Annotated in this window: 22 protein-coding genes; 15 read left to right on the top strand and 7 right to left on the bottom strand. The window is 74.1% G+C overall.

The features are described from left to right. The first annotated feature begins 80 nt into the window (after positions 1–80). Positions 81–1,130, top strand: a complete 1,050-nt coding sequence (locus tag GA0070623_RS02915) for an iron-siderophore ABC transporter substrate-binding protein (protein WP_067309675.1) — start codon at positions 81–83, stop codon at positions 1,128–1,130. Continuing rightward, the gene (locus GA0070623_RS02920) at positions 1,127–2,038 is read left to right on the top strand and encodes a siderophore-interacting protein (RefSeq protein ID WP_067309672.1); all 912 of its coding nucleotides are present in this window, start codon (positions 1,127–1,129) and stop codon (positions 2,036–2,038) included. The genes GA0070623_RS02915 and GA0070623_RS02920 overlap by 4 nt, the downstream gene beginning before the upstream one ends. Here GA0070623_RS02920 and GA0070623_RS02925 read toward each other — a convergent pair. After that, the gene (locus tag GA0070623_RS02925) at positions 1,980–3,017 is read right to left on the bottom strand and encodes a LacI family DNA-binding transcriptional regulator (RefSeq protein ID WP_084261367.1); all 1,038 of its coding nucleotides are present in this window, start codon (positions 3,015–3,017) and stop codon (positions 1,980–1,982) included. The genes GA0070623_RS02920 and GA0070623_RS02925 overlap by 59 nt on opposite strands. A gap of 71 nt (positions 3,018–3,088) precedes the next feature. On the opposite strand from GA0070623_RS02925, the gene GA0070623_RS02930 reads away from it, so the two are divergent. Next, positions 3,089–4,090, top strand: a complete 1,002-nt coding sequence (locus GA0070623_RS02930; RefSeq protein WP_084261370.1) for a P1 family peptidase — start codon at positions 3,089–3,091, stop codon at positions 4,088–4,090. 42 nt (positions 4,091–4,132) lie between these two features. On the opposite strand, the gene GA0070623_RS02935 is transcribed toward GA0070623_RS02930, so the two are convergent. Continuing rightward, positions 4,133–5,287, bottom strand: coding sequence for a sensor histidine kinase (locus GA0070623_RS02935; RefSeq protein WP_067309663.1), 1,155 nt, complete (start codon positions 5,285–5,287; stop codon positions 4,133–4,135). Between the two features lie 83 nt (positions 5,288–5,370). Here GA0070623_RS02935 and GA0070623_RS02940 point away from each other — a divergent pair, with 83 nt between their 5' ends. The 6 genes from GA0070623_RS02940 (at position 5,371) to GA0070623_RS02965 (ending at position 10,911) form a co-directional block, all read left to right on the top strand. Beyond that, positions 5,371–6,708, top strand: coding sequence for a sensor histidine kinase (locus GA0070623_RS02940; protein ID WP_089003886.1), 1,338 nt, complete (start codon positions 5,371–5,373; stop codon positions 6,706–6,708). 258 nt (positions 6,709–6,966) lie between these two features. Beyond that, entirely contained in the window at positions 6,967–7,581 is a 615-nt protein-coding gene (locus tag GA0070623_RS02945) for a response regulator (RefSeq protein ID WP_067315589.1), read from the top strand. 345 nt (positions 7,582–7,926) lie between these two features. Beyond that, positions 7,927–8,613, top strand: a complete 687-nt coding sequence (locus tag GA0070623_RS02950) for a hypothetical protein (RefSeq protein WP_067315586.1) — start codon at positions 7,927–7,929, stop codon at positions 8,611–8,613. Between the two features lie 154 nt (positions 8,614–8,767). After that, positions 8,768–8,947 (top strand): hypothetical protein, encoded by a 180-nt coding sequence (locus tag GA0070623_RS02955; RefSeq protein ID WP_067315583.1) that lies wholly within the window; start codon positions 8,768–8,770, stop codon positions 8,945–8,947. 283 nt (positions 8,948–9,230) lie between these two features. Further along, the gene (locus tag GA0070623_RS02960; protein ID WP_067315571.1) at positions 9,231–9,893 is read left to right on the top strand and encodes a HEAT repeat domain-containing protein; all 663 of its coding nucleotides are present in this window, start codon (positions 9,231–9,233) and stop codon (positions 9,891–9,893) included. 4 nt (positions 9,894–9,897) lie between these two features. Then, positions 9,898–10,911 carry a HEAT repeat domain-containing protein gene (locus GA0070623_RS02965; RefSeq protein WP_089003887.1) on the top strand — a complete coding sequence of 338 codons (1,014 nt, stop codon included), beginning with the start codon at positions 9,898–9,900 and terminating at the stop codon, positions 10,909–10,911. 97 nt (positions 10,912–11,008) lie between these two features. Here the strand turns inward: GA0070623_RS02965 and GA0070623_RS02970 are convergent, their stop codons facing one another. After that, on the bottom strand, positions 11,009–11,227 hold the full coding sequence (locus GA0070623_RS02970) for a hypothetical protein (RefSeq protein WP_067313666.1): 219 nt from the start codon (positions 11,225–11,227) through the stop codon (positions 11,009–11,011). A 170-nt stretch (positions 11,228–11,397) separates the two neighbouring features. Between GA0070623_RS02970 and GA0070623_RS02975 the strand changes: the two genes are divergently transcribed. From GA0070623_RS02975 to GA0070623_RS02990, 4 genes are read left to right on the top strand one after another with little or no spacing between them, the layout of a single operon-like run. Further along, positions 11,398–12,624 (top strand): sensor histidine kinase, encoded by a 1,227-nt coding sequence (locus GA0070623_RS02975; protein ID WP_067313669.1) that lies wholly within the window; start codon positions 11,398–11,400, stop codon positions 12,622–12,624. Continuing rightward, the gene (locus GA0070623_RS02980; RefSeq protein WP_067313671.1) at positions 12,612–13,268 is read left to right on the top strand and encodes a response regulator transcription factor; all 657 of its coding nucleotides are present in this window, start codon (positions 12,612–12,614) and stop codon (positions 13,266–13,268) included. Before GA0070623_RS02975 ends, GA0070623_RS02980 begins: the two co-directional genes overlap by 13 nt. A 60-nt stretch (positions 13,269–13,328) precedes the next feature. After that, a complete protein-coding gene (locus GA0070623_RS02985; protein WP_067313673.1) occupies positions 13,329–14,423 on the top strand; it encodes a winged helix DNA-binding domain-containing protein in 1,095 nt (364 codons plus the stop codon). A gap of 44 nt (positions 14,424–14,467) precedes the next feature. Then, complete coding sequence (locus GA0070623_RS02990; RefSeq protein ID WP_067313675.1) at positions 14,468–15,064, top strand: GNAT family N-acetyltransferase; 597 nt, start codon at positions 14,468–14,470, stop codon at positions 15,062–15,064. Between the two features lie 29 nt (positions 15,065–15,093). On the opposite strand, the gene GA0070623_RS02995 is transcribed toward GA0070623_RS02990, so the two are convergent. Genes GA0070623_RS02995 through GA0070623_RS03010 form a run of 4 tightly spaced genes read right to left on the bottom strand, consistent with a single transcriptional unit; the run spans position 15,094 to position 18,501 of the window. After that, positions 15,094–15,699 (bottom strand): response regulator transcription factor, encoded by a 606-nt coding sequence (locus GA0070623_RS02995; protein WP_067313678.1) that lies wholly within the window; start codon positions 15,697–15,699, stop codon positions 15,094–15,096. Beyond that, the gene (locus tag GA0070623_RS03000; protein WP_089004247.1) at positions 15,696–16,853 is read right to left on the bottom strand and encodes a sensor histidine kinase; all 1,158 of its coding nucleotides are present in this window, start codon (positions 16,851–16,853) and stop codon (positions 15,696–15,698) included. The genes GA0070623_RS02995 and GA0070623_RS03000 overlap by 4 nt, the downstream gene beginning before the upstream one ends. A 21-nt stretch (positions 16,854–16,874) precedes the next feature. After that, positions 16,875–17,606, bottom strand: coding sequence for an ABC transporter permease (locus tag GA0070623_RS03005; RefSeq protein ID WP_067313682.1), 732 nt, complete (start codon positions 17,604–17,606; stop codon positions 16,875–16,877). A gap of 1 nt (position 17,607) precedes the next feature. Then, complete coding sequence (locus tag GA0070623_RS03010; RefSeq protein WP_067313687.1) at positions 17,608–18,501, bottom strand: ABC transporter ATP-binding protein; 894 nt, start codon at positions 18,499–18,501, stop codon at positions 17,608–17,610. A 414-nt stretch (positions 18,502–18,915) separates the two neighbouring features. Here GA0070623_RS03010 and GA0070623_RS03015 point away from each other — a divergent pair, with 414 nt between their 5' ends. Next, a complete protein-coding gene (locus GA0070623_RS03015) occupies positions 18,916–22,281 on the top strand; it encodes a M12 family metallo-peptidase (protein WP_084261545.1) in 3,366 nt (1,121 codons plus the stop codon). A gap of 111 nt (positions 22,282–22,392) precedes the next feature. After that, positions 22,393–24,621, top strand: coding sequence for an SF1B family DNA helicase RecD2 (gene recD2, locus GA0070623_RS03020; protein WP_067313685.1), 2,229 nt, complete (start codon positions 22,393–22,395; stop codon positions 24,619–24,621). Positions 24,622–24,644 lie beyond the last annotated feature (23 nt).

Below are 24,644 nucleotides of genomic sequence, written 5' to 3' on the forward strand. Positions count from 1 at the left end.
GTTCCATCACTGGCTAAGGTAAACCTACCCTAAGCCACTGGGAACGTCGTTCTCGCTGCCCCTCCTGAGGATCGAATGCCATGTCACACACCCGACCACGCCGGCTGAGCACTGTCCTGACCGCCGCCACACTGGTGCTCGCCCTGCTGGTGGCCGGCGGTTGCGCCACCGGCGAGGCGAGCCCCGCCGCCCCCGCGTCCGGATCGTCCGACGCCGCGTTCCCCACCACCATCACCCACGCCTTCGGCGCGACCACCCTCACCGCCAAGCCCCGACGCATCGTGGTGGTGGGCCTCAAGGAGCAGGACTACTTCCTCGCCCTCGGCGAGGTGCCGGTGGCGATCCGCGACTGGTACGGCAACCAGCCGAACGCGACCTGGCCGTGGGCCCGGGAACGACTCGGCACGGCCAAGCCGGAGGTACTGGCCCGCGCCGAACTCGACTACGAACAGATCGCCGCCCTGCGCCCCGACGTCATCGTCGGACTCTCCTCCGGCATGTCCCGCCAGGAGTACGACCTGCTCACCAAGATCGCCCCCACCGTCGCCCAACCGGCCGGCGACGGCAGCTGGGCGGTGACCTGGCAACAGATGAGCAGAGCCGCCGGACAGATCACCGGCCGCAGCGCCGAGGCCGAGAAACTCGTCACCGACCTGGAACAGCGGATCGCCGCGGTCGCCGCCGCCCACCCCCGCCTCAAGGGCGCCCACACCGTGTTCGCCTCCACCTACGAAGGCCAGTACTACCTGTTCAGCCCCGAGACCACCGCCTCGAAGGTCCTGCTCGACCTCGGACTGACCATGACACCCGAGGTCACCACCCTCACCGCGAACGCCAACCAGTCCGCCACCATCAGCCGCGAACGGTTCGACCTGGTGGACGTGGACGTCGCCGTCTGGTCCGAGGCGGCCACCGACCCGGGCGTGACCACCCTGCTCGGCGACCCGCTCTACACCCGGCTGGACGTCCGCACCCAGCGCCGGGACGTCTTCCTCGGCACCGAGGCCAACGGCGCGCTCGCCTTCGCCTCCGTCCTGAGCCTGCCCTACGTGCTGGACAAGATCGTCCCCGCGCTCGCCGTCGCCGTCGACGGCGACCCGGCCACCAGTTCGGAGTACAGCGCGCGATGACCGACACCCTCACCCGGCCCGGCTTCTGGACCGCCACCGTGCACGAGGTCCACCGGCTGACCCCACACCTGCAGCGGGTCGTCCTCGGCGGTCCCGACCTCGCCCACTTCCCCTGCCTGGGCGCACCGGACGAGTCGGTGACGATCTACCTCCCCCGCCCCGGCGAGCCGGCCCCGCCACCGATGACCCTGCGCGGCGAGGCATGGGGCTACCACGACGAACAGCACCCACCCGTCGGCCGCAACTACTCCGTCCGCGCCGTCGACCCCGTCGGGGCGCGGCTGACCATCGACTTCGCCCTGCACGACCACGGCCCCGCCACGTCCTGGGCACGACAGGCCGAAATTGGCACCGGTCTCCTGCTGTGGCGGTGCCGCGCCTGGTTCCGTCCACCCGCCGACACCCGCTGGCTGGTGCTCGCCGCCGACCTGGCCGGGCTGCCCGCCGCGACCCGTACCGTCGCGGAACGCCCACCCGGCCTCCCGACCCGGGTGCTGGTCGACCTGCCGGACCTGGCCGACGCCCGGGACCTGCTCACCGCAGCCGGCGACGACCCCACCGTGCACATCGACGTCCGCGTCGGGGTAGGCAACGGCCACGGACCGGGCAGCCTCGTCGACCGGCTGCGGGAGACGACCCTGCCCGACGGCCCCGGCTACGTCTGGGTCGCCGGCGAGGCGGGGGAGTGCCGCCAGGCCCGGTCCGTGCTACGCACCGTGCACCGGCTGCCCCGGGACCGCGCCGTCTGCGTGGGCTACTGGCGCACCGACGCAGCCGACTGGGAACGCCGCTACGCCCGCTTCCGCCCCCTCCTCGACCAGGTGTACCAGGACGGCCTCGCGGCCGGACTCAACCCGGTGGAAGCGGGCGACCGGATGGAGGAGACCCTGGAACGGATGACCCGGTGACCGGCGGCGACCCCCGGGTGGAGTCCCGCCACCACAGGTGGACCGGATGTTCGTAGACCCCGCCCGGGCCGCCACCGATCAGGTCGTCGAGCAGGTCGGCGCAGCGGCGTCCGGCATCCAACGGAGACAGGTCGAGCGCGGTGACCGGCGGCTGACCCAACCGCAGGGCGGACGACTCGGTGGCGCTCGCCACCAGGACGTCCCGCCCGACCGGGTGCCCGAGCCGGTGCAGCACCTGGACAGCCGTCGGCGCGGTGTCCACCGAGGCACACACCAGGGCGTCCACCCCCGGCACGGCGAGCACCCGCTCGACCGCCCGGGACACCTCCGACGGCGACGGCACCCACGGATGGTGCGCCACCACCGGGGCGACCCCGTGCCGGGCGCACCAGTCCCGGTGCCCCGCCGCCAGCTGGGCCGCCCAGTCACCGGTCTCCGGCGGCACCACCAGGGCGGGACGCCGAGCCCCGACCTCGGCCATCCGGTCCAGCAACCCGGTGAGCGCCCGGTGGTGGTCCGCCCAGAGCACCACGTCCGGGTGCATCCCGGCCGGGGGGCGTTCGAAACAGACGACCGGCATCCCACCGCGCATCAGCACCGGCACGAACTCGTCGTCCCGGTGCGGATCGGCCACGATCACCCCGTCGAGCGTCCGGGGCGACCGGTGTTCCGAGGCGGTCAGGATGGTGACGTCCCGGTCGCGGGCGGCAGCGCGCTCCATGATGCCGAACACGAACCGCATGTAGAACTCCGATGTGGACGGCACACCCGGAACGTAGACCCCGACGATGCCGGTCCGCCCGCCCCGCAACTGCCGGGCCGCCCGGTTGGGGACGTAGCCCAGCTCCTCCATCGCCGCCCGGACCCGCTCCCGGGTCGCCTCGGAGACCCGGCCGGAACGCGACAGCACATTGGAAACGGTGGACTTGCCGACACCCGCCCGGCGCGCGACATCGTGCAGCGTGACGGGACGGGCCATCAACCCAGTCTAGGCAACCCGACCCCGGTCGGAACTCGCCACCACCCACCCCACGGAAGACGGTGACCCTCATGTCCGAACACCATCCGGCCCCGCCGCGCACGACGTCCCCCATCGGCAACGACCACCGGCGACGAGCCGCGGTGCTCGGTGCGGCGGGCGACGGATGGATCGACTTCGACCTGCCCGGCGTGGCGATCGGCACCGCCGAGTACCCCGACGGCCCGACCGGCGTCACCGTCCTCAGCATCCCCGGCGGCGCCCGCACCGCCGTCGACAAGCGGGGCGGGGCCGTCGGGGTCAGCGGCGGCTTCCCGTACCACCACGCGTTGTGCTTCGCCGGCGGGTCGAGCTTCGGGCTCGCCGCGGCGTCCGGCGTCTACGACGAACTGCTCCGCCGCACCGGCTACGCGACCGACTTCGGGAGCCTGCCGGTGGTGTCCGGGGCCGTCGTCTACGACTTCACCCCCCGGGACAACGCCATCTACCCGGACACCCGACTCGGTGCCGACGGACTGCGCGCGGTACGCACCGACCGGGTGGCCGTCGGGAGGGTCGGCGCGGGTGTCGCCGCGACCGTCGGCAAGGTCGACAACACCCGCGCCGAGTGGGGCGGACAGGGCGCGGCCTTCACCCGCATCGGTGCGGCCCGGTTGCTGGTGCTGACGGTGGTGAACGCCATGGGCGTGATCGTCGACCGCGACGGCGACATCGTGCGGGGAAACCTCGACCCGGCAACCGGCCGGCGTCGCCACCCGGCCGAGGACTACGCCGAGCTGATCGCGGCGACCACCCCGGACCTCGCGCCCACCGGAGGGAACACCACCCTCACCGCCGTGGTCACCAACGTCCGGATGACCGACACCGAACTCGCCCAGTTCGCCACCCAGGTGCACGGCTCCATGCACCGGGCGATCCAGCCCTTCCACACCATCGCCGACGGCGACACCCTGTTCGCCCTGACGACCGACGAGGTGACGGTGCCCACCCCGTCGCTCCGGCTGGGCACGGTCGCCGCCGAGCTGGCCTGGGACGCCGTCCTCTCCAGCGTCGACATCCGCACCCGAGGTTGATCCCGCGCCCACCCAGCCCGAGCCGGTCGCCGGCCGCACCGATCAGGGCTCCGGCCGCAGCGGCAGGTCCGCGAGCACCTGCCAGCCCGCACCGGGCAACCGGCCCGCCTCGAACCGGCCGCCGAGCAGCTGCACCCGTTCCCGCATACCGACCAGGCCGTAACCGCCGCCCCCGGACCTCCTCGGCCGGTCAGCGTGCCGCCCGTCGTCACGCACCTGCACGCGGACACGCCCGTCTCCGGCCCGTACCGTCGCGGTGATCTCACGGGCGCCCACGGCATAGCGCCGCGCGTTCGTCACCGACTCCTGGACCAGCCGCAGCACCGTCGTCGCGACCGCCGCCGGCACGGGCTCGCCGAGTTCCACCGCCAACCGGACCGCAGTGGCGTCCCCCGAGGTGACAGCCGCCGCACGCAGGTCGGCGAGGAGGTCCGTGGGCGGCGTCACCGGATCCCCGTCGACATCCTGCAGCATGGCGACCATCCGCTGCATCGCCGACAGGGCCTCCGCACCGGCACGTTCGATCACCGGCAGCACCCGAGCCGGAGCACCGGGATCCGGCAGGGCCACCGCCTGCGCCGCCTGGGCCTGCACCACCATGCCGCCAATGTGGTGGGCCACCACGTCGTGCAGCTCCCGCGCCAGGGCCACCCGCTCACGCAACTGCGTCGCGACCACGACCGCCCGCAGCTCCCGCGCCTGCCGGGCGTCGCGCACCCGCAGAACCCAGCCGGCCACGACGGCCACCACCGGCAGGACCACCGACCAGCCCAGCTCCTGAGGAGCGCCGGGGTGCTCCGGCCGCAGCACCCCGACCGCCAGGCAGCCGAGCAGGAGCAACCCCACCAGGCCGGCGGCGGTGGACCTGGACGTCCGGCGGACCACCGCGACGATGACGGCCAGGACCGCGACGACCTCGGCAGCCCCCAACCCGCCCGCGGCGGCGGGGACCGCGACACCGGCCAGCCGCAGCACCACCGACCACGCCAGCAGGACCACCACCACACCGACACCCGCGACGACCGGCCACCGCGACGCCAGCAACGCGAGGGCACACACCACGAGGAAACCCGGCAGCTCCCACCGGTCGTCATACCCCAGTTCGCTCGCCGTCGCCCCGTCCAGCAGCAACGCCAGCGCGAGCAGCCCGGCCAGGGGCCAGTCCCAGATGGTCAGACCTCGCCAGTCGAGCTTCACGCCGCCACCACAGCAGTTCCTCGCGTCGGTCCGAATCCGGGGGAGCCGCCGGTGACAATAGTGCAGCAGCCGTTCCGCGGGCGATGACGACGAACCGTACTGTCTCCGGTGTCCTCCCGACGAGCGCGGAGGCGCGGCACGGGATGGTGACGGCGGTGGTATCGGCGCGGGTGCTGCGGCAATGGCCGTGGGCTGTTCCACTGGTGGTCCTCGGCCTGCTCGACATCCGGATCCTCGCGGAATCCGACACCGCGCGTCTCGGGTGGACGGTGCCGGGCATCGCCCTGATGGCGACCCTGGCGCTGCTGGCACAGGTACGGCCGGTTCCCGGGGCGCTGGGAGCCGCGGCGACCCTCGTCGTCTCGACCGGGGTGCTGCGGGCGGCCGACGCCGAGACCACGGCGGGCCTGGCCGTGACCGAGATCGCCGCCGTGGCGATCGTCATCGTGGCGGTGGTCCGGCGGGTTCCCGGGGTCGCCGCCACCGGTCTCGTCGGGCTGCTCCTGGCCACCAGCACGGTGGCGGCGCAGCTACGACCGCAGTACGCGCCCCCACCGGGGGAGTCGACGCCGGAGCCGTGGTGGAGTCTGTCGCTGTCGGGAATGGCGATGGTGGTGCTGCCCGTGGCGTACGGGTGGTACCTGCGCAGTCGCGACCGGCAACGGGCCCGGACGCGGCAGGCCGCCGTGATCGCGGTGCAACAGCGGGAGCGCCTCGCCCTGGCACGGGAACTCCGCGACGTGGTGACCCACCAGGTCAGGACGATGATGGACCAGGCGCAGAGCGCACAGGAACGCTCCATATCGGACCCCGGTGCGGCACTCGACGCCCTGCCCGTGATCGAACGCTCCGGTATCGAGGCGCTGTCCTCGATGCGGCACCTCGTCGCCGCGCTGCGGGAGGGTGAACCGGGCGAAGGCCGGACGCCGGCACCGCTGACCCGGACCACCGACCTGGCGGCCGACCTGCGGGCCATGTCGTCAGCTGGCAGCCCGCCGGTACGGGTGACGGTCGAGCTGGCCGAACCGGTGGCCGAGGAGGTCGCCACATCGGTGCTGCGCCTCGTACAGGAGTCGGTGTCCAACGCCCGTCGGCACGCGGTCGGGGCACGGCAGGTCGAGGTATCGGTACGGACCGGGCAGGGACACCTCCGGGTCGAGATCCGCGACGACGGGAAGGCGAACCGGCCGATCGGCAGACGTCGTGGTGGCTTCGGCGTCGTCGGCAGACGTCGTGGTGGCTTCGGCGTCGTCGGCAGACGTCGTGGTGGCTTCGGCGTCGTCGGCAGACGTCGTGGTGGCTCCGGACTCGTCGGCATGCGGGAGCGGGTGCGTCTGCTCGGCGGCCGGTTCACCGCCGGCCGCACGAGCGGCGGCTGGCAGGTCCTCGCCGACCTGCCGCTCTACCGGGCCGAACCGTAGTCCTGCCCCCGCACGACCCCGGAAGGTGGAGAGTGCTGTTCCCGGCCGCCCGATCGTCCATCGTCGCCGTCCTGGAACCACGGCGCGGCGGGCGCAGGTGGATCCGGGACAGCGACGCGCGTACCCGTATCATCCCTTCTCGATGATCGGGGATCTCCGTCGGATGCCGACCGAGCGCTGCCAGCGTCCACCGAGAAGCGGCCACGAGGACGGGGACGGTAGCCAGTGCGGGTCTTGATCGCCGATGACCAGGAGCTGATGCGGGTCGGGTTCCGGATGATCCTGGAAGCCCAGCCGGACATCACCGTGGTGGCCGACGTCGCCGACGGGCGGGCGGCGGTCGAGGCGGCGCGTCGGTTGCGCCCGGACGTGTGCCTGCTGGACATCCGGATGCCGGGCCTGGACGGACTGCAGGTCACCCGGCTGCTCGCCGGCCCCGACGTCGCCGATCCGATCGCCGTCGTCGTCATCACCATGTTCGACGACGACGAGTACGTGGACGTCGCCCTGCAGTCCGGGGCGAGCGGGTTCCTGCTCAAGGACTGCGGGCCGGCCCTGCTGGTCGAGGCGGTCCGCGCGGCCGTCCGCGGGGACGTCCTGGTGGCGCCCCAGGTCACCGTCCGGCTGCTGCGCAGTTTCCGGCACCGGCCGCAGATCCGCGCGACCGCACCGGTGGAGGCCCTGACGGACCGGGAGAACGACGTCGTACGGGCGGTGGCCCGGGGACTGACCAACCAGGAGATCGCGGACGAACTGTTCGTGGCGGTGTCCACCGTCAAGACCCACCTGGCTGCCGCGCAGGCGAAGCTCGGCGTACGCAACCGGGTCGAGGTGGCCTCCTGGGCGTGGCGGGCCGGTCTCGTCGACGCCTGACGGCACCCCATGTCCGGGTGCGAAGGCACCCGGCCTGCCGTGGCACACCACCACCTGTCCAGCCGGGGACATGACCACGGTCGTCGGCCCGGTCACCGCAGTGCCGTCGCCTCCACCTTTCGGATGAGGCGCGTCTCCCGATCTCCGCTCAGCGTCGAGCCGACGCAGGCCCGTGGCGGGAAGAGACCGCGGCGTCCGTTCGGCAGTCTCTACGACATGAACCCCGCACCGCGGTACGAGACGAGCCCCCGGGCCACCGGCCTGCACGGCTGATCTCGTCGGCACCGTCGCGGTTCTGCCGGTGACACCGGGCACCCGATCCTCCCTCTCCTGAAGGAAAAGCACATGCGCCACACCCGTTCGTTCGTCATGGGGGCCGTCCTCGCCACCGCCGGCCTGCTCACCGCCTGCACCAGCGGCGAGGACACGTCCGCCGCACCGTCGGGCACGTCCGTACCCGCCACGTCCACGCCGGCCGGAACGCCCTCCGGTACGGCGGTCCCCGCCGAGCCCCCGACCGCGCCGACCTCCGCCGCGCCGACCCGCAGCTCTGCCGCCCCGGCCAAGCCGACGACCAGGGCGAAGGTCACCTCGGACCTGTCCGGGCTGCGCATCACCGGCATCAGGACCGGCAAGAGCGTCCTGATCGACGTCGCCGGCGACGGCGTGGACCGCTTCCTGCAGGCGGGCCAGGGCCAGGTTGACTTCACCGGAACCGACCGGACGGACTCCACCATGATGGCCCTCTACCCGGCCCCGGTGGCGGCGAAGAACCGGGTGCTCATCAAGCCGCCGTTCTGGAACGAGGAGGCCGGCGGCGGTTACTGCGTCGCGGACACCGCCGGTGCCGCCTTGAAGCTGGAGAACTGCCAGGACGGGAAGGCGTCCCAGGTCTGGCGGATCGACCTGGCCGGTGACTCCGGCCTGTTCGAACTGCACGGCGCCTACGGCGTCATCGGCGTCGAGAACGGCCGCATCACGGCCTCCGGCGACGGGGACAAAGGCCTGCAGGTCCTGCCGTACGCCCCCTGACAGCACTCGGTCGGCCCCCCGCCGACGCCAGTCACCTGGACAGCAACGCGCTCTCCTCGCACCACACCGGATCCGCCGGTAACCGGACGACCCGACCTGCCCGCACCAGCAGTCCGCTGCTGCGGAACTCCTCGAAGAGAAGAGAAACCGAACCATGGGATTCACGGCATTCCTCGCGCTGTTCGCAGTGGCCGCATCCGTCGTCGTCTTCGTCGTGACCCGCAAGCGCGTGCGTCTCGCCGCCGCGTTGGGGCTGTCGGCGCTCACCTTCCTGGGCATCGCCCTCGCCTCGATCCTGTGGGTGCAGGTGGCCATCAGCGGCATGGACGGCTGACCGCGCAGCTCATCGGCGCCGGCCCGGACTCGGTGCTGCCGTCGCCCGTCGCCTCGACAGGGGACTCCGCTGTCGAGGCGACGGCCGCATCCTCATCGACCTCGGCGGAACGGGCGAGTGACCGGGTACCCCTGATCGGCTGCTCCGCCGTCGTGGGCGGCGATCGTGCGGTAAAGATGCAGGGCGAAGGGGGTGATCCAGGTCCAGCCGACTCCGATGGCGGGCTCCGGTTGACCCTGACACGGTGTCAGGGGCTTCACTGCGTCGGGGAGGTGGTCTTCCGATGACCAGACAGGAAACGGACACGGCGCGGGCGCTACGGGGGTTGGCGAGTGGTGACCCGTCGGTGCGGCTGCGGGCCGCGCTGGCGATCGGCACCGCTCCGGCCCCGGCGTTCGTCGACCCGCTCGTCGACCGCTGCGCGACCGAACCGGACTTCTCGGTCCGCGAGATGCTGACCTGGGCGCTCACCCGTCACCCGCCGGAGGCGACGGTGCCCCGGCTCGTCGCCGCCCTGGGTTCGACCGGCGCCCAGGCCCGCAGCCAGGCGTTGCACACGCTGTCCAAGATCGGGGACCGGCGGGCCTGGCCGGCGATCACCCGGGCTCTGCTGACCGACCCCGACGACGAGGTGGCGCGCAGCGCCTGGCGGGCGGCGGTCGTCCTGGTGCCCGACGGCGCGGAGCCCGGGTTGGCCGCGGTGCTGGCCACCCAGCTCGGGCGGGGTGACCGGGCGACGCAGCTGAGCCTCAGCCGGGCGATGGCCGCGCTCGGCGAGGCCGTCGCGCCGCTGCTGCACACTGCCGGGACGGATCCGGATCCCCGGGTACGCGCGCACGCGGTCGCCACCCAGCAGCTGGCGCGCGACCCGGACGCCGGATTCGCGTTCTCCCTCGCGGAGGCGACGCGCGTCGCGGCGCTCGGCGAGGCCAGCGGGCAGGGGTGAAGCGGTGCTGATCGGCGAGGTGTCACGACGCTGCGGCGTCAGCGTCCGGATGCTCCGGCACTACGAGTCGCTCGGCCTGCTCCGACCGACCGGCCGTACCGGCGTCGGCTACCGCGAGTACTCCGGCGCGGACCTCCGACGGATCTTCCACATCGAGAGCCTGCGCTCGCTGGGGCTGCCGCTGCGGGCGGTGGGCCGGGCGCTCGACGATCCCGCCTTCACCCCGGCGGAACTCGTCGACGACCTCATCCGGCAGACGCAGGCGCGCATCACCGCGGAACGGGAGCTGCTCACCCGCCTACGGCGGATCGACGCCGCCGACCCCGCCGACTGGCAGGACGTCCTCCAGGTCGTCGCGCTCCTGCGGGACCTGGGCTCACCGCGCGCGGACCAGCGTCAACGCGCCGCGTTGGCCTCCGCCGGCGAGGTCCCGGTGCCGGTGGAGGCGCTGGTCGCGGCCGCGCTGGACGAGTCCGACCCGAACGTCGCCGGGGCACTGCGCTGGGCGCTCGCCCACGCGGGCGTCGACGCCCTGCCCCTGCTGGCGGACGGGCTCGACGCCCCCGGGGCCGAGGTGCGGGAACGGGCCGTCCGGGCCATCGTCGAGATCCCGGGCGGGGAGGCCACCACGCTGCTCCGCGACGCCCTGCGCCACCCGGATCCCGTGGTCGGCAGGCACGCCGCGCTGGCCCTCGGAACCCGTGGCGAACCCGACGCCGTGCCGACGCTCATCGACATGATCGTCGCGGAGGTGAACGACGTCGACGCCGCCGACGCGCTGAGCGCGCTGGCCACCGATCCCGCCACGGCACAGCGGATCGCCGCACGCCTGATCGAGCTGCTCACCCCGGGCCACCTCGGGGCGTCGGCACGCGGCCGGCTGACCCAGGCGCTCGCCGGCATCCCGGGGGACACCACCTCCCGGGCACTGGCCGGCCTGACCGGGGACGACGACCGGGCCGTCGCGCTCACCGCCCGCTACCTGCTCACCCTCCGCACCACCCCCGACGGCCGCTGAGCGCCGGCCGCCGGCCCGGCCACCGCAGGCGCCGGCCGCCGGCCCGGCCACCGCAGGTGCCGGCGACCGGCCGGCACCGGACGGCCCGGCGACCCGCTCACCGCCCGCGGCGGTGCCGGACGATCAGCGTTCCCGCGCAGAACACGGCCACCAGGCCGCACGCCGACCCGATCCACGGATGGTCCACGGCGGTCGTCAGCACCACGTTGGCCGCCACACTGGCGAACAGGACCAGCCACAGCAGCGGGCGGAGCCGGTCGGCCGCCGGCTGCGGCGGGGCGACCGGAGCATCGGCGACACGGGTCGAATCGATCATGACTGCCTCCTCGGACGAACGAACATCGACCCGTCCGACGGTAGGCGCGGGCACGGGCCGAGGACGATCCCGCCAGCGCCACCAACCGGGGTACAGCAGGCGGTACTTTCCGCGCCGGCCGCTGCCGCCCGGGACCACGGTGGCCTATGTTGGCGCCGGGAGGTCTGGCGATGACACACCTGCGGGACCGGGCACGTGCCGCGGTCGACGCCCTCGAACACCTCGTCGGTGGGCTCGGCACCGCACTGCTGGCGTTGGCCGCGCTGCTCTGGACGGTGTTCGTGGCGACGGCCTGCCTGGTCTGGGTGGGGCTGCCGGCGGCACCCGGCGCGCTGCGGGCGGTTCGCGCGGTGGCCGACCGCGAGCGAGCCCGACTGTCCCGCTGGGGCACGCCGATCCCCACCCCGGGTCCGGTGCCGACCGCGCTGCCCGTGGCGGTACGCGACCCGTTCGTCCGTCGCGAACTCGGCTGGGTCGCCCTGCACGCGGTCACCGGCCTGTTCAGCGGACTGACCGGTCTGGCCCTGCCGCTCTACGCCGTACAGGACATCACCTTCCCGCTGTGGTACCGGCTGCTCCCGGCCGAGGCCGGCGCACCGGGGATCGTCTGGTGGCGCATCGACGGGCTGGCCGAAGCGCTCCTGGTCGGCCTGCTCGGGCTGGGCTGGCTGGCTGCCACGGTCACGGTCGGCCCGGCCCTCGCCCGCCTCCAGGCCCGGCCGGGCCGGTGGCTGCTGCCCCCGCCGCCGGGCATCGACCTGTCGTTGCGGGTCGCCGAGCTGACCGCGACCCGGGCCGCGGCGCTCGACGCCCACGCGGTCGAACTGCGCCGCATCGAACGGTCCCTGCACGACGGTACGCAGAACCGGCTGGTCGCGGTCAACGTGCTGCTGGGAGCGGCCCGCCGGGCGGTCCGACGAGACCCCGACCAGGCCGACGAGATCCTCGGGCGGGCACAGGACGCGGCCGAACAGGCCCTCGGCGAACTCCGTACGGTGGTGCGCGGCATCCTGCCACCCGTACTGGACGACCGGGGCCTCGCCGGAGCCCTGGCCGGACTGGCCGGCGACTGCGCGGTGCCCTGCCGGCTCACCGTCGACGTGCCGGTACGCTGTGCCGCCTCGGTCGAGGCCACCGCCTACTTCGTGGTGGCCGAGGCGTTGACCAACGTGGTCCGGCACAGTGGTGCCGGCCGGATCGACGTGACCGTCCGCCGGGAGCGGGGTCGGCTGCTGGTCACCGTCGAGGACGACGGGCACGGCGACGTCGACGAGACCCGCGGCTCCGGGCTGACCGGCATCCGTCGGCGGGTCGGGGCGTACGACGGCCGGATGACCCTGACCAGCCCTGCGGGAGGGCCGACGAGCCTGGAGGTGGAGCTGCCGTGCGGATCGTGATCGCCGAGGACGACCCATTGCTGCGGGAGGGGCTGGCCCTGCTGCTGCGGGCGGAGGACCTGGACGTGGTCGCCACGGCGGGCACCCCGGGGGAGTTCCTGACCGCCGTCGACACCCACACGCCGGACGTGGCGATCGTGGACGTGCGGATGCCCCCCACGCACACCGACGAGGGCATCGTGGCCGCGGTGGAGGCCCGTCGCCGCCAGCCCGGCCTCGCGGTGCTGGTCCTCTCGGCGTACGTGGAGCAGGCGTTCGCCACCGACCTGTTCTCGGTCGGCGCGGTCGGACTCGGCTACCTGTTGAAGGAACGGGTCGGCCGGGTCGAGGAGTTCCTCGCCGCGCTGCACCGGGTCGCCGCCGGCGGCAGCGTCATCGACCCGGAGGTGGTCGGGCAGCTGCTGGCCCGCCACCGCCGACCGGACACCGCGCTGGGCGAGCTGTCACCGCGCGAGCGTGAGGTGCTGGGGCTGATGGCCGAGGGCCTCGGCAACTCCGCGATCGCCGAGCGGCTGTTCGTCACCGACGGCGCGGTGCACAAGCACATCCGCAGCATCTTCGCCAAGCTCCAGCTGCCCCCGGACGACCGGGTCGACCGCCGGGTCACCGCGGTGCTGCGCCATCTCGGCGGCGGCCGGGGGTAGCGCCCGCGGTAGAACCTGACGGCGGCGCGTTCTGTCGGGGGTGCCGCCTAGGCTGGCCGGATGATCGACCGGCGGCAGGTGCTGCACTTCCGCGTCCAGGCACAGCAACTGGACCGGGACGGGGGCACCCTCGCCGACACCGCGGTCCTCGACATCGGGGCGCAGGACACCGGCCCCGACGGCGGCCGGTGGGCGCTGGCCGTGCGCGGGCTCGACGTACCGAAATCGTCCCTGGCGGACCTGGTCCTGCTCTGGACCGTGCGCGGTGCGCCACACCTCTACCGACGCGCCGACGTGAACGAGGTGGCGGCGGCGGTCGCGCCGTACTCCGACGCCGACGCGAGCAAACGCATCTACGACGCCGCCAAGCCGTTGAAGGCGGCCGGCATCGGCACCCTGGCCGCCCTCGACGAGGTGGCCGCCCGGCTGCGGGACGTCGTCACCACACCGACGGTCAAGGGGGACGCCTCCGGCCGGTTGGCCGAGCTACTGCCCCAGCCCTACCTGCGGTCCTGCCGCCCCTGCGCCGCCACCCACCTCTACGAGATGCCGTTCCGGCTGGCCGCCGTGCGGGCCGGGCTGGAGCTGCGCCCCGGCACCTCACCACCGGTCCTGCAACGCATCCCCGGATTCACCAGGGCCGCCATCTCGGGCGACCGCTTCGACCTGATCCGCGCCTACCTGCGGCTGCTCGGCCCGGCCACCCCCCAGCAGGTGGCCGACTATCTCGACGCCCCGGTCAGGGCGGTGAAGGCCCGCTGGCCCGAGGACGTGGCCGAGGTGCGGGTCGACGGAGCGGCCCGCTGGGTGCTGGCCGCCGACGAACCGGCCCTCGCCTCCTGCGACGACACCACGGCCGTCCGTCTGCTCGGCCCGTACGACCTGTTCCTCCAGGCCAGGGACCGGGCGACCCTGGTGCCGGAGCCGGCCCACGCCAAGGAGCTGTGGCCGGTGCTGGGCCGGCCGGGTGCCGTCCTGGCCGGTGGCGAGCTGGTCGGCACCTGGCGTCCCCGCAAGTCCGGCCGGACGATGACGCTCGCCGTCCGGCCGTGGCGCACCCTGTCCGCCGCCACCCGCGACAGCATCGTCGCGCAGGCCCGACGTCTCGCCGCGCACCGGGGCGTCTCCCGGGTCGACGTCGACGTCGACGCCTGACCGGCGGCTTGACACCGGTCCACGACGGTGGGGGAGGATGCGGCGTGCGGGTACCACTCTCCACGCCACCCACCATTCCCGCCGGGGCGCTCGCCGCCGGCCCGCAGCCGACCCTCACCGCGCCGGGTGACCTCGTCCTGCGCCCCTGGGAACCACCCGACGCCCCGGCGTTCCTGGCCGCCTACCAGGATCCGGAGATCCGGCACTGGCACGCCCGTCATCCCGCCTCCGAGAGCCAGGTCCGGGAGTGGTTCGTGGAGTACCACCAGGCCTGGGCACGGGAGACCGGCGCCAGCTGGGCGGTGACCCGGGGCGGCGGCGAGGTGCTCGGGCGGATCGCGCTGACCAGCATGGACCTCGACGACGGTGTCGCCGGGTGTGCGTACTGGGTGCTGCCCGCCGCCCGGCGGACGGGGGTCGCCTCCCGGGCGTTGACGGCGCTCGGCGACTGGGCGCTGGACAGGGCGGGCTTCCACCGTCTGCACCTGGACCACTCGACCCGCAATGCCGCGTCCTGCCGGACCGCGCTGCGGGCCGGGTTCCTTCTGGAGGGCACCAAGCGCAGCGACGCCGTCCATCCCGACGGCCGGCACGACATGCATCTGCACGCCCGCATCCGGGGCGACCGACCACCCACCTGACACCGGCACCCCGCCCGGGGCCCCGCCGGTCAGAGCCAGCCGTTGGCGCGGGCGGTCCGGGCCGCCTCGATCCGGTTGCGGGTACCCGTCTTGCCGATCGCCGCCGACAGGTAGTTGCGGACGGTGCTCTCCGACAGGTGCAGCCGGGCCGCCACGTCGGCGACCGTGGCGCCGTCCACCGCGGCGACGAGCACCTCCCGTTCCCGGTCGGTCAGCGGGTTCGGGCCGGCGGCCAGCGCGGCCGCCGCCAGGGCCGGATCGATCACCCGTTCGCCGGCCAGCACCCGGCGGACCGCGACCGCCAGCTCCTCCACCGGCCCGTCCTTGACCAGGAAACCCCGCGCCCCGGCCTCCATCGCCCGACGTAGGTAGCCGGGCCGGCCGAAGGTGGTGAGGATCAGGACCCGGCAGGAGGGGAGCCGGCGCCGCAGCGCCGCCGCGGTGTCCAGCCCACTGCCGTCGGGCATCTCGATGTCCAACAGGGCCACGTCGGGGCGGACCCGCAGGGCCGCCGCCAGCGCCGCCGTGCCGGTGCCGGCCTCGGCCACCACCTCCAGGTCGGGTTCGAGGTTGAGCAGCAGAGCCAACGCACTACGCATCATGCCCTGGTCCTCGGCGAGCAGCAGCCGGATCATCCGGGTGCCGACCCGTTCGCGCCGGTGGGGATCCGGGCGGTGAGCCGCGTGCCGCCGCCCCGCCCGGCGGTGACGTCCAGCTCCCCGCCGGCCCGCGCCAACCGTTCGGTGAGCCCCCGCAGGCCGTTGCCCGGCGCGATCCGGCCACCGACACCGTCGTCGTCGACGGTCAGCACCGACCCGTCGGCGTCGGTGTGCACCTCGATCGTGCACCGGGACGCCCGGCTGTGCCGCAGGACGTTGGTCACCCCCTCGCGCAGCACCCAGCCGAACGCGTCGTCCGCCTCCACCGGCAGCGGCCGACCGGGTTGCCGCACGGTGACGGTGACGCCCCCGCCGGCCAGGGCGGTCCGGGCGCCGTCCAGTTCCCGACCGAAGCTGTGGTCCCGGTAACCGGTGACCGCCTCGCGGACCTCGGTGAGCGCGGTGCGGCCGATCCGTTCGATGTCGGCGGCCTCCGCCGCCGCCCGTCCCGGATCGGTCGGGGCGAGCCGCCGCACCACCTCCGCCTTCACCACCACCAGGGACAGCGTGTGACCGAGCAGGTCGTGCAGGTCCCGGGCGAACCGGAGCCGTTCCTGCTCGACCGCCCTGCGGGCCAGCTCCTGCTGGGTACTGCGCAGCTCCTCCACCAGCCGGGCCGTCCGCGCGAACGCCAGGGTCAGGGTGCCGGCGAGTACCGTGATCAGCGCCGACCCGGTGATGTCGCCGGCCGGCACCCGGTGCGCCACCCCGATCACCAGGACGGCGGCGGCACTGCCCCCCACCCAGGCGAACCCCCGGATCGGCTGGACCAGCCCGACCGCCCCGGCCGTCGCGACGTACACCAGCAGGATCAGCCAGCCCTCCGGGCCACCGGCGTACGCGCCCGCGAGGCCCACTCCGAGCGCCGCGAACACCACCAGGCCGAGGTGGCAGAGCAGCGGCGGCACCGCCAGGTCGGCCACCGGAACCGCCACCAGCGCGAGGTAGAGCAGGGCGAAGGTGCCCAGCCCGGTGGCCGCGACCGCCGTCGGGCGTACCTGCCCGTGGGCGATCGCGGTGGCCGGTGGCAGCAGCAGCCAGAACCAGAGCGTGTGCGAGGCCACCAGCAGCAGTCCGCGCCGGTGGGGGCCGCGGCCGGTGGCGGGGGCCGCGCTGGGGGCGCCGGGCATGGTCGACACGGTAGCCGGATCTCAGCGCCGCGCGGTCGACCGGTGGTACGCCGCCGCGGCGAGCACCGCGAAGGCCACCGTCCACCCCGCGAGCACCGCCAGTCCGGACGGGCTGGGTGCCAGACCACCGGCCGCCCGCCAACCGAGTTCGGCGAACCGGTACGTCGGCAGCGCGTGCGCCAGGTGCCGCAGCGCGTCGGGGAAGTACGCCACCGGCACCAGCAGACCGCCGAGCACCGAGAGGCCGAGGAAGGCCAGGAAGTTGGCCGGCTGGGCGAGCTGCGGGGTGAGGCCGTACCCGATGGCGAGCCCGAGCAGCGCGAACGGCACCGTGCCGGCCCACATCAGCACCAGCAGGGCGACCCACCGGCCGGCGGACAGCTCGACGTGGTGCTGGAACCGCCCGGCGACGCCCACCGCGACCAGCGCGGGCACCGCACTCAGGGTGCTGACCAGTGCCTTCACCGTGACCACCCGGCGGGGCGGCAGCGGGGTGACCCGCAGGTGGTGCAGCCAGCGGACGGCGCGTTCCTGGGCCACCGCGGAGCCGACCGAGAGCACCCCGGCCATCGCGCCGTAGCCGGCCAGGCCGACCATGAGCGCGACGGTGGCGGTGAGGCCCTCCAGCCGGTCGCCGGTCGCGGGCAGGCCCGAGAAGATCAGGTACGTGACCACCGGGCCGAGCACGGTGAACAGGGTCAGCCGCAGGTCCCGGACCAGCCGGCGCAGCTCGAAGGAGAGGTAGGCGCGCATCTCAGTGTTCCCCTTCCGGAGCGGTGAGGGCGAGGAACGCCGCCTCCAGCCCGGCGTCGGTGACCGACAGACCCCGGAATCCCCGGCCGGTGGCCAGCGCCAGCACGGTCGCGTCGGCGTCGTCGGTGGTGAGCGACACCCGCCCGGCGTCCACCCGCACCGACCGGACGCCGGGCAGCAGGTCGAGGCCCGTCACCGGCCCGTCGGCGAGGTCGAAGGCCACCGTGCGGCCGCCGGCCAGCGTCCGTAGCCGCGCGGGCGGGGCGTCGGCCACCACCCGCCCGCCGGCCAGCATCACCACCCGGTCGGCGTACTCGTCGGCCTCGTGCAGGTGGTGGGTGCTGAACAGGACGGTGTGGCCGTCGGCGGCGTACCGGCGGATCGCCGCCCAGAAGACCTGCCGGGCGGCGACGTCCAGGGCCGCGCCGGGTTCGTCCAGGACCAGCAGATCCGGGCCGCCGGCCATCGCGAAGGCGAACCGGGCGCGCTGGCTCTCGCCACCGGAGAGCCGGTCCAGCCGGCGGTCGGCCCGGTCGGTCAGCCCGGCCAGGGCGAGCACCCGGGCGGTGTCCAGCGGACGGGGATACAGGGCACGGGCGAGTTCGATCACGTCCCGCACCGTGGCGCCGGCCGGGAACCCGGCGTCCTGGAGCATCGCCCCGACCCGGCCGGCCCGGACCGCCTCGACCGGCGACCGGCCGAACAGGGTCACCGTTCCCGTGTCGGGCGGGGTGAGGCCGAGCAGGAGCGCGATAGTGGTCGTCTTTCCCGCGCCGTTGGGGCCGAGCAGGGCGACCGTGCTGCCCGGGGCGATGGTCAGGTCGATCCCGTCGACGGCCCGGACGGGGCCGAACCGCCGGGTGAGCCCGGTCAGGCGTACCGCGGTGTCATCCATGCCGGTCACGCTAGGCAGCCGGGGCCGACGGTGGCAGAGCGGGCGGTACCCGGCCGGCCGGGACAAATGTCCCGGCGGACGCTCGGCTCGGCGCAGCGCCGCCACGCTCGACCGGTGCCGGCCCGCCGGTCGCCACCCTCCATGTGTGCGGCCCCCACCGGTCGCCACGCTCGACGGGCACCGGCCCAGGCACCACCCGTTGCCGGTCGCCGTCCACGATGGTGAGCGTCCGCGTGCCCGCGCTCCACCGTGGACCGCCTACACCGTCGGGCTTCGCCGTCGCGTCGACTTTACGGATGATGTCTGTCGACACCGGACCCGTCATAGCGTGGGCTTCCCGGGACAGCCCGGCGTGGCCCACGACCGCCACGCCACCCGGCCCGTTCCCCGACCTGGTGAAGTGAGGCCCTCTCGATGACGGTTCCACCCCCCGACTCCGCTGGTCCAGGCCGCCGCCGGCTGGCCGGACTGCTCGCCGCCGTGCTGGCCGCCACCGTGCTGCCGCTCACCGGTGGCACGGCGGCGGTCGCCGCGCCGGCCGACCCCGGCCCCTGGCGGCAGCTGCCCGGCGAGTCGTCGACGAACGCCCGCGACGGGCGGGTGCCCGACATCCGCGCCGAGCGGTTCACCGCGTACACCCTGGACCGGGCCGTGCTGGCGGACACCCTGGCCGACGCCCCGGCCGAGCGGTCCGGCGCGGCCCGGCGCGGCCAACCGGCGCTGACCGTCGCGCTGCCCACCCCGACCGGCCGGTTCCAGCGGTTCGCCCTGGTCGACTCGCCGGTGATGGAGCCGGGGCTCGCCGCCCGGCATCCCGAGATCAGCACGTACGTCGGCCGGGGGCTGGACGACCCGACCGCGACCATCCGGGCCGACCTGACCCCGCTGGGCTTCCACGCCTCGGTCCGGTCGGCTGACGGCAACTGGTACCTCGACCCGTACTACCACGCCGACCAGAGCGTCTACGCCAGCTACTTCGCCCGGGACCTGCTCGACACCGATCCGGCCCGGACCGAGCGGGAGGACGTCCCGGCGGCGGCCGGGGCGTCCACGCCGCAGGCGGCCGGGGACGAGCCGGCGGGCGCGCCGGTCACCCTGCGCACCTACCGGCTGGCGCTGGTCACCGACCCCTCGTACGCCACCTTCTTCGGCGCGGAGAACGTCACCGCGGCCAAGGTCACCCTGGTCAACCGGGTCACCCAGATCTACGAGGACGAGACGGCGATCCGGCTGGTGCTGGTCAACGACACCGACCGGACCAACCTGAACACCGCCGCCCTGGCCACCGAGCCGAACGGGCCGTGCGGCGCGGCGGCCTGCTACACCGCGGCGCAGATCTCCTCGTGCACCAGCTCGCTGCTCAACCGCAACCGGATCGTGCTCGGCCAGCTCGTCGGCGCGGGCAACTACGACGTGGGGCACATCGGTCTGGGCCTGCCCGGCGGCGGGGTGGCCGGGCTCGGCGTGGTCGGGCTGGACGGCAAGGCCCGGGGCTGCACCGGCCTACCGACCCCGGTCGGCGACTTCTACGCCGTCGACTACGTGGCGCACGAGATCGGGCACCAGTTCGCCGGCAACCACACCTTCAACGGCACCCAGTACAACTGCTCCGGCAGCAACCGCAGCGCCGCCAACTCGTACGAGCCGGGCAGCGGATCGTCGATCATGGCGTACGCGGGCATCTGCCAGCAGGACAACCTCCAGCCGCACAGCGACCCGTACTGGTCGCAGCGCAGCTACACCGAGATCAGCACGTTCGTCGCCGGCACCCGTCCGGCGCTCAACGAGGTGCAGACCGTCTCGCTGTCCGGGTTCGACACCGACGGCGACTCGTTCACGCTCAGCTACGCGGGGCAGTCCTCGGCGCCGGTCGTGCGCGGCGGCAACTACACCGCGGCCGGGATCCGGGCGGCCGTCGAGTCGATCACCGGCTGGCCGGCCGGGGCCACCGTCAGCGTGACCGCCTTCGGCGGGCTCGGCGCCCCCAACGACACCGGCTTCCAGGTCACCTTCAACGGTGGTCCGGTGGTCGGGGTCGACGTGCCGGCGCTCGGGCTGACCGATACCGTGGGCACGTCCGGCTTCGTCGGCGAGACCGCCCAGGGCGGCCCGGCCGGCAACAACGGTTTCCAGACCGCGCAGACCGGCAACCGGGCACCCGTGGTCACCGTGCCGGCCGCGGCGTACACCATTCCGGCGCGGACCCCGTTCGCGTTGACCGGTGGCGCGACCGACGCCGACGGCGACACCGTGCGCTACCTGTGGGAGCAGAACGACCGGGGCGGCAGCGCCGGCACCGCGCTGGTCAGCAACACCAAGACCAACGGCCCGCTGTTCCGGCAGTTCGGCGAGGCGGCGGTGGTCAGCCCGAGCGACGCGCTGGAGTACCACTCGCCGGGGCAGAACGCGGTCACCACCGACCCGACCCGGCACTTCCCGAATCTGGCCCAGATCGCGGCGAACAACACCAACGCGGCCACCGGGGCCTGCCCGGCCGCGCCGGCTCCGCCGGCCACCGGTGGGGCGAGCAACGTGCCGGCGGCGACCGTGGACTGCTACTCGGAGTTCCTGCCCACCGCCGACTGGGTCGGCGTCGCCAACGACCGGACCCTGCACTTCCGGCTCACCGGCCGGGACGGCCACCCCGGTGGCGGCGGGATCGGCAGCGCCGACGTGGCGCTGACGGTCGCCCCGACGGCCGGGCCGTTCCTGGTCACCTCGCCGGCGACGTCAACGGCGTACCTGGGCGGCGGCACCGTGCCGGTCACCTGGGACGTGGCCGGCACGGACGCCGCCCCGATCAACGTGAGCGAGGTGCGGATCTCGCTCTCCGTCGACGGCGGGGCCACCTTCCCGCACGTGCTGGCCGAGCGCACCCCGAACACCGGGGCGGCGACGGTGACGCTGCCGAACGTGGACACCGCCCGGGGCCGGCTGAAGATCGAGGCGGTCGGCAACGTCTTCTTCGACCTGAGCGACGCCGACCTCACCGTCACCCGGGTCCGGGCGGCCGCTGTCACCTACACCGGTGACGCCCTGGCCTCCCCGGTGGACGACGCCGACTCCACCGGTGTGCTGCTGCGGGCCACCGTCCTCGGTGGCGGCGGTGACGTCCGCAACGCCACGGTGACCTTCACCGAGGGCGGCGAGACCCTCTGCACGGCGGTCGCGACGCCGTTCGGCGCGGCAGCGGACGACGGCTCGGCCAGTTGCCGCGCCGTGCTGCCGCACGGCGCGCATCCGGTCACCGCCACGCTGTCGGGGGCGTACACCGGCAGCACGACGGCCACCGTCACGGTGGCCGGCGGGTACGGCCGGACGGTCACCGGCTCGGGCTACCTCAGGGGCGGGGCCACCGCCGGTGGTTACCCGCTCGACGACGACCGGCGCATCGAGGTGACCCTGGACGGCCGGATCAACAACGGCAAGAAGCTGGCCGGCAATGTGAAGGTCGGCTACAAGTCGGCAGGCAAGCGGTACAAGTTCCAGAGCACGGCGCTGGAGTCGTTCGGCGTCGCCGTCGGGGCCGGGGAACCGGTCGCCGACCTGCGTTACCAGGTCACCCTGTATGACATCTCCACCGCGCAGAACCCGGTCCCGCTGGCCACCGGGTTGACCATGCGGGTGACCGCCACCGACCGGGGCGAGCCGGGCCGGCGCGACGGCATCGGCATCACCGTCTTCGACGGTGACCGGCTGCTCTTCTCCTCCGACTGGACCGGCGCGTCGACCCGGGAGAGCACCCTGACCGCCTCCGGTGGCAACCTCACCATCGGCTGACCAGGCGCACCGCGACACCCGGCGTCCTCTCCCGCCCACCCGGCGGGGGAGGACGCCGGTCTGTGCCCGGGCGGTGGACGGGGCGCGTCGGGCACCCGGCACGATGAGGGGGTGACCGCCCCCGCCCGCCCGCCGCTCGCCACCCTGGACGCGGTCCTCGAACGGCTGACCTACGTCAACGAGGAGACCGGTTACACCGTCGCCCGGGTCGCCACCGACCGGGGCTCCGACCTGCTGACGGTGGTCGGCGCGCTGCTGGGCGCACAGCCCGGCGAGAGCCTGCGGCTGTCCGGCCGCTGGTCGTCGCACCCGAAGTACGGCCGGCAGTTCGAGGTCGACTCCTACACCACCGTGCTGCCGGCGACCATCCAGGGCATCCAGCGCTACCTGGGTTCCGGCCTGGTCAAGGGCATCGGGCCGGTGTTCGCCGAGCGGATCGTGGCGCACTTCGGCCTGGACACCCTGCGGATCATCGAGGAGGAGCCGGCCCGCCTGGTGGAGGTGGCCGGCCTGGGACCGAAGCGCACCGCCAGGATCACCGCGGCGTGGGAGGAGCAGAAGGCGATCAAGGAGGTGATGGTCTTCCTCCAGGGCGTCGGGGTGTCGACCTCACTGGCGGTGCGGATCTTCAAGCAGTACGCCGACGCGTCGATCGAGGTGGTCACGAAGGAGCCGTACCGGCTGGCCGCCGACGTGTGGGGGATCGGGTTCAAGACCGCCGACACCATCGCCCAGGCGGTGGGCATCCCGCATGACAGCCCGCAGCGGGTGATGGCGGGCCTGCGGTACACCCTGTCCGAGGCCACCGACTCGGGCCACTGCTACCTGCCCGCGCCCGCGCTGGTCGCCGACGCCACCAAGATCCTCGACGTCCCGGGCGACCTCGTCACCCGCTGCCTGGACGACCTGATCGCCGAGGAGGGTGTGGTCCGGGAGATGCTGCCCGGCGACGACGACGGCGAGCCGGTGCCGGCGGTGTACCTGGTGCCGTTCCACCGGGCCGAGCAGTCCCTGGCCGCCTCCCTGCTGCGGCTGCTGCACGACCGGGCCGACCGGCTGCCCCACTTCACCGACGTCGACTGGCCCCGGGCACTGGCCTGGCTGCGGGCACGCACCGGCAACGACCTCGCCCCCGAGCAGGAGCACGCGGTCCGGCTCGCGCTGACCTCCCGGGTGGCGGTGCTCACCGGCGGCCCCGGCTGCGGCAAGAGCTTCACCGTCCGCTCCATCGTCGAACTCGCCGCCGCGAAGAACGCCAGGGTCACCCTGGTCGCCCCGACCGGGCGGGCCGCGAAACGGCTGTCCGAGCTGACCGGCCACCCCGCCGCCACCGTGCACCGGCTGCTGCAACTGCGTCCGGGCGGGGAGGCCGCCCACGACCGGGACAACCCGCTCGACGTCGACCTGCTCGTCGTCGACGAGGCGTCCATGCTCGACCTGATCCTGGCCAACAAGCTGGTCAAGGCGGTGCCGCCCGGCGCGCACCTGCTCCTGGTCGGCGACGTCGACCAGCTGCCCAGCGTCGGCGCCGGGGAGGTGCTCCGCGACCTGCTCACCGCGTCCGCCATCCCCCGGGTGCGGCTGACCCGGGTGTTCCGCCAGGCCGCCCAGTCCGGGGTGATCACCAACGCCCACCGGATCAACGCCGGCCGGCCGCCGGTCCTCGACGGCCTGCCGGACTTCTTCCTGTTCGCCTGCGACGACACCGAGGCCACCGCCGCGCTGACCGTCGACGTCGCCTGCACCCGGATCCCCGCCCGGTTCGGCCTCGACCCGCGCCGGGACGTGCAGGTCCTCGCCCCGATGCACCGGGGGCCGGCCGGTGCCGCCGCCCTCAACACCCTGCTGCAACAGCGCCTCACCCCGCACCGCGAGGGCCAACCCGAGCGGCGGATGGGCGGCCGGGTGTTCCGGATCGGCGACAAGGTCACCCAGATCCGCAACAACTACGACAAGGGCCAGGCCGGCGTCTTCAACGGCACCCTCGGCATCGTCACCGCGCTCAGTCCCGAGGAACAGACCCTCACCGTACGCACCGACGAGGACGAGAACCTCGACTACGAGTTCGACGAACTCGACGAACTCGCCCACGCCTACGCGATGACCATCCACCGCTCGCAGGGCTCGGAGTACCCGGCCGTGGTCATCCCGCTGACCACCAGCGCCTGGATGATGCTGCAACGCAATCTGCTCTACACCGCCGTCACCCGGGCCCGGCAACTCGTCGTGATCGTCGGCTCCCGCCGCGCGCTGGCCGCCGCCGTGCGTACCGTCGGCGCCGGCCGCCGGCACACCGCCCTGGACCACCGCCTCGGCGGGGCGACCGGACAGCGGGGGTGACCCGCCGGGTGTGCGGGAGACAC

The sequence above is a fragment of the Micromonospora rifamycinica genome (assembly GCF_900090265.1).
GTDB classification, from domain to species: Bacteria; Actinomycetota; Actinomycetes; order Mycobacteriales; family Micromonosporaceae; genus Micromonospora; species Micromonospora rifamycinica.

What these genes read in the sequence shown, in the direction of transcription:
- GA0070623_RS02960 (WP_067315571.1), top strand. Translation starts at nt 9,231, where the DNA reads ATGACCAGACAGGAAACGGACACGGCGCGGGCGCTACGGGGGTTGGCG.
- GA0070623_RS03000 (WP_089004247.1), bottom strand. Translation starts at nt 16,853, where the DNA reads ATGCCCGGCGCCCCCAGCGCGGCCCCCGCCACCGGCCGCGGCCCCCAC.
- GA0070623_RS02915 (WP_067309675.1), top strand. Translation starts at nt 81, where the DNA reads ATGTCACACACCCGACCACGCCGGCTGAGCACTGTCCTGACCGCCGCC.
- GA0070623_RS02955 (WP_067315583.1), top strand. Translation starts at nt 8,768, where the DNA reads ATGGGATTCACGGCATTCCTCGCGCTGTTCGCAGTGGCCGCATCCGTC.
- GA0070623_RS02970 (WP_067313666.1), bottom strand. Translation starts at nt 11,227, where the DNA reads ATGATCGATTCGACCCGTGTCGCCGATGCTCCGGTCGCCCCGCCGCAG.
- GA0070623_RS02985 (WP_067313673.1), top strand. Translation starts at nt 13,329, where the DNA reads ATGATCGACCGGCGGCAGGTGCTGCACTTCCGCGTCCAGGCACAGCAA.
- GA0070623_RS02925 (WP_084261367.1), bottom strand. Translation starts at nt 3,017, where the DNA reads ATGGCCCGTCCCGTCACGCTGCACGATGTCGCGCGCCGGGCGGGTGTC.
- GA0070623_RS02940 (WP_089003886.1), top strand. Translation starts at nt 5,371, where the DNA reads ATGACGACGAACCGTACTGTCTCCGGTGTCCTCCCGACGAGCGCGGAG.
- GA0070623_RS02975 (WP_067313669.1), top strand. Translation starts at nt 11,398, where the DNA reads ATGACACACCTGCGGGACCGGGCACGTGCCGCGGTCGACGCCCTCGAA.
- GA0070623_RS03010 (WP_067313687.1), bottom strand. Translation starts at nt 18,501, where the DNA reads ATGGATGACACCGCGGTACGCCTGACCGGGCTCACCCGGCGGTTCGGC.
- GA0070623_RS03015 (WP_084261545.1), top strand. Translation starts at nt 18,916, where the DNA reads ATGACGGTTCCACCCCCCGACTCCGCTGGTCCAGGCCGCCGCCGGCTG.
- GA0070623_RS02930 (WP_084261370.1), top strand. Translation starts at nt 3,089, where the DNA reads ATGTCCGAACACCATCCGGCCCCGCCGCGCACGACGTCCCCCATCGGC.
- GA0070623_RS02945 (WP_067315589.1), top strand. Translation starts at nt 6,967, where the DNA reads ATGCGGGTCGGGTTCCGGATGATCCTGGAAGCCCAGCCGGACATCACC.
- GA0070623_RS03005 (WP_067313682.1), bottom strand. Translation starts at nt 17,606, where the DNA reads ATGCGCGCCTACCTCTCCTTCGAGCTGCGCCGGCTGGTCCGGGACCTG.
- GA0070623_RS02920 (WP_067309672.1), top strand. Translation starts at nt 1,127, where the DNA reads ATGACCGACACCCTCACCCGGCCCGGCTTCTGGACCGCCACCGTGCAC.
- GA0070623_RS02995 (WP_067313678.1), bottom strand. Translation starts at nt 15,699, where the DNA reads ATGATCCGGCTGCTGCTCGCCGAGGACCAGGGCATGATGCGTAGTGCG.
- GA0070623_RS02950 (WP_067315586.1), top strand. Translation starts at nt 7,927, where the DNA reads ATGCGCCACACCCGTTCGTTCGTCATGGGGGCCGTCCTCGCCACCGCC.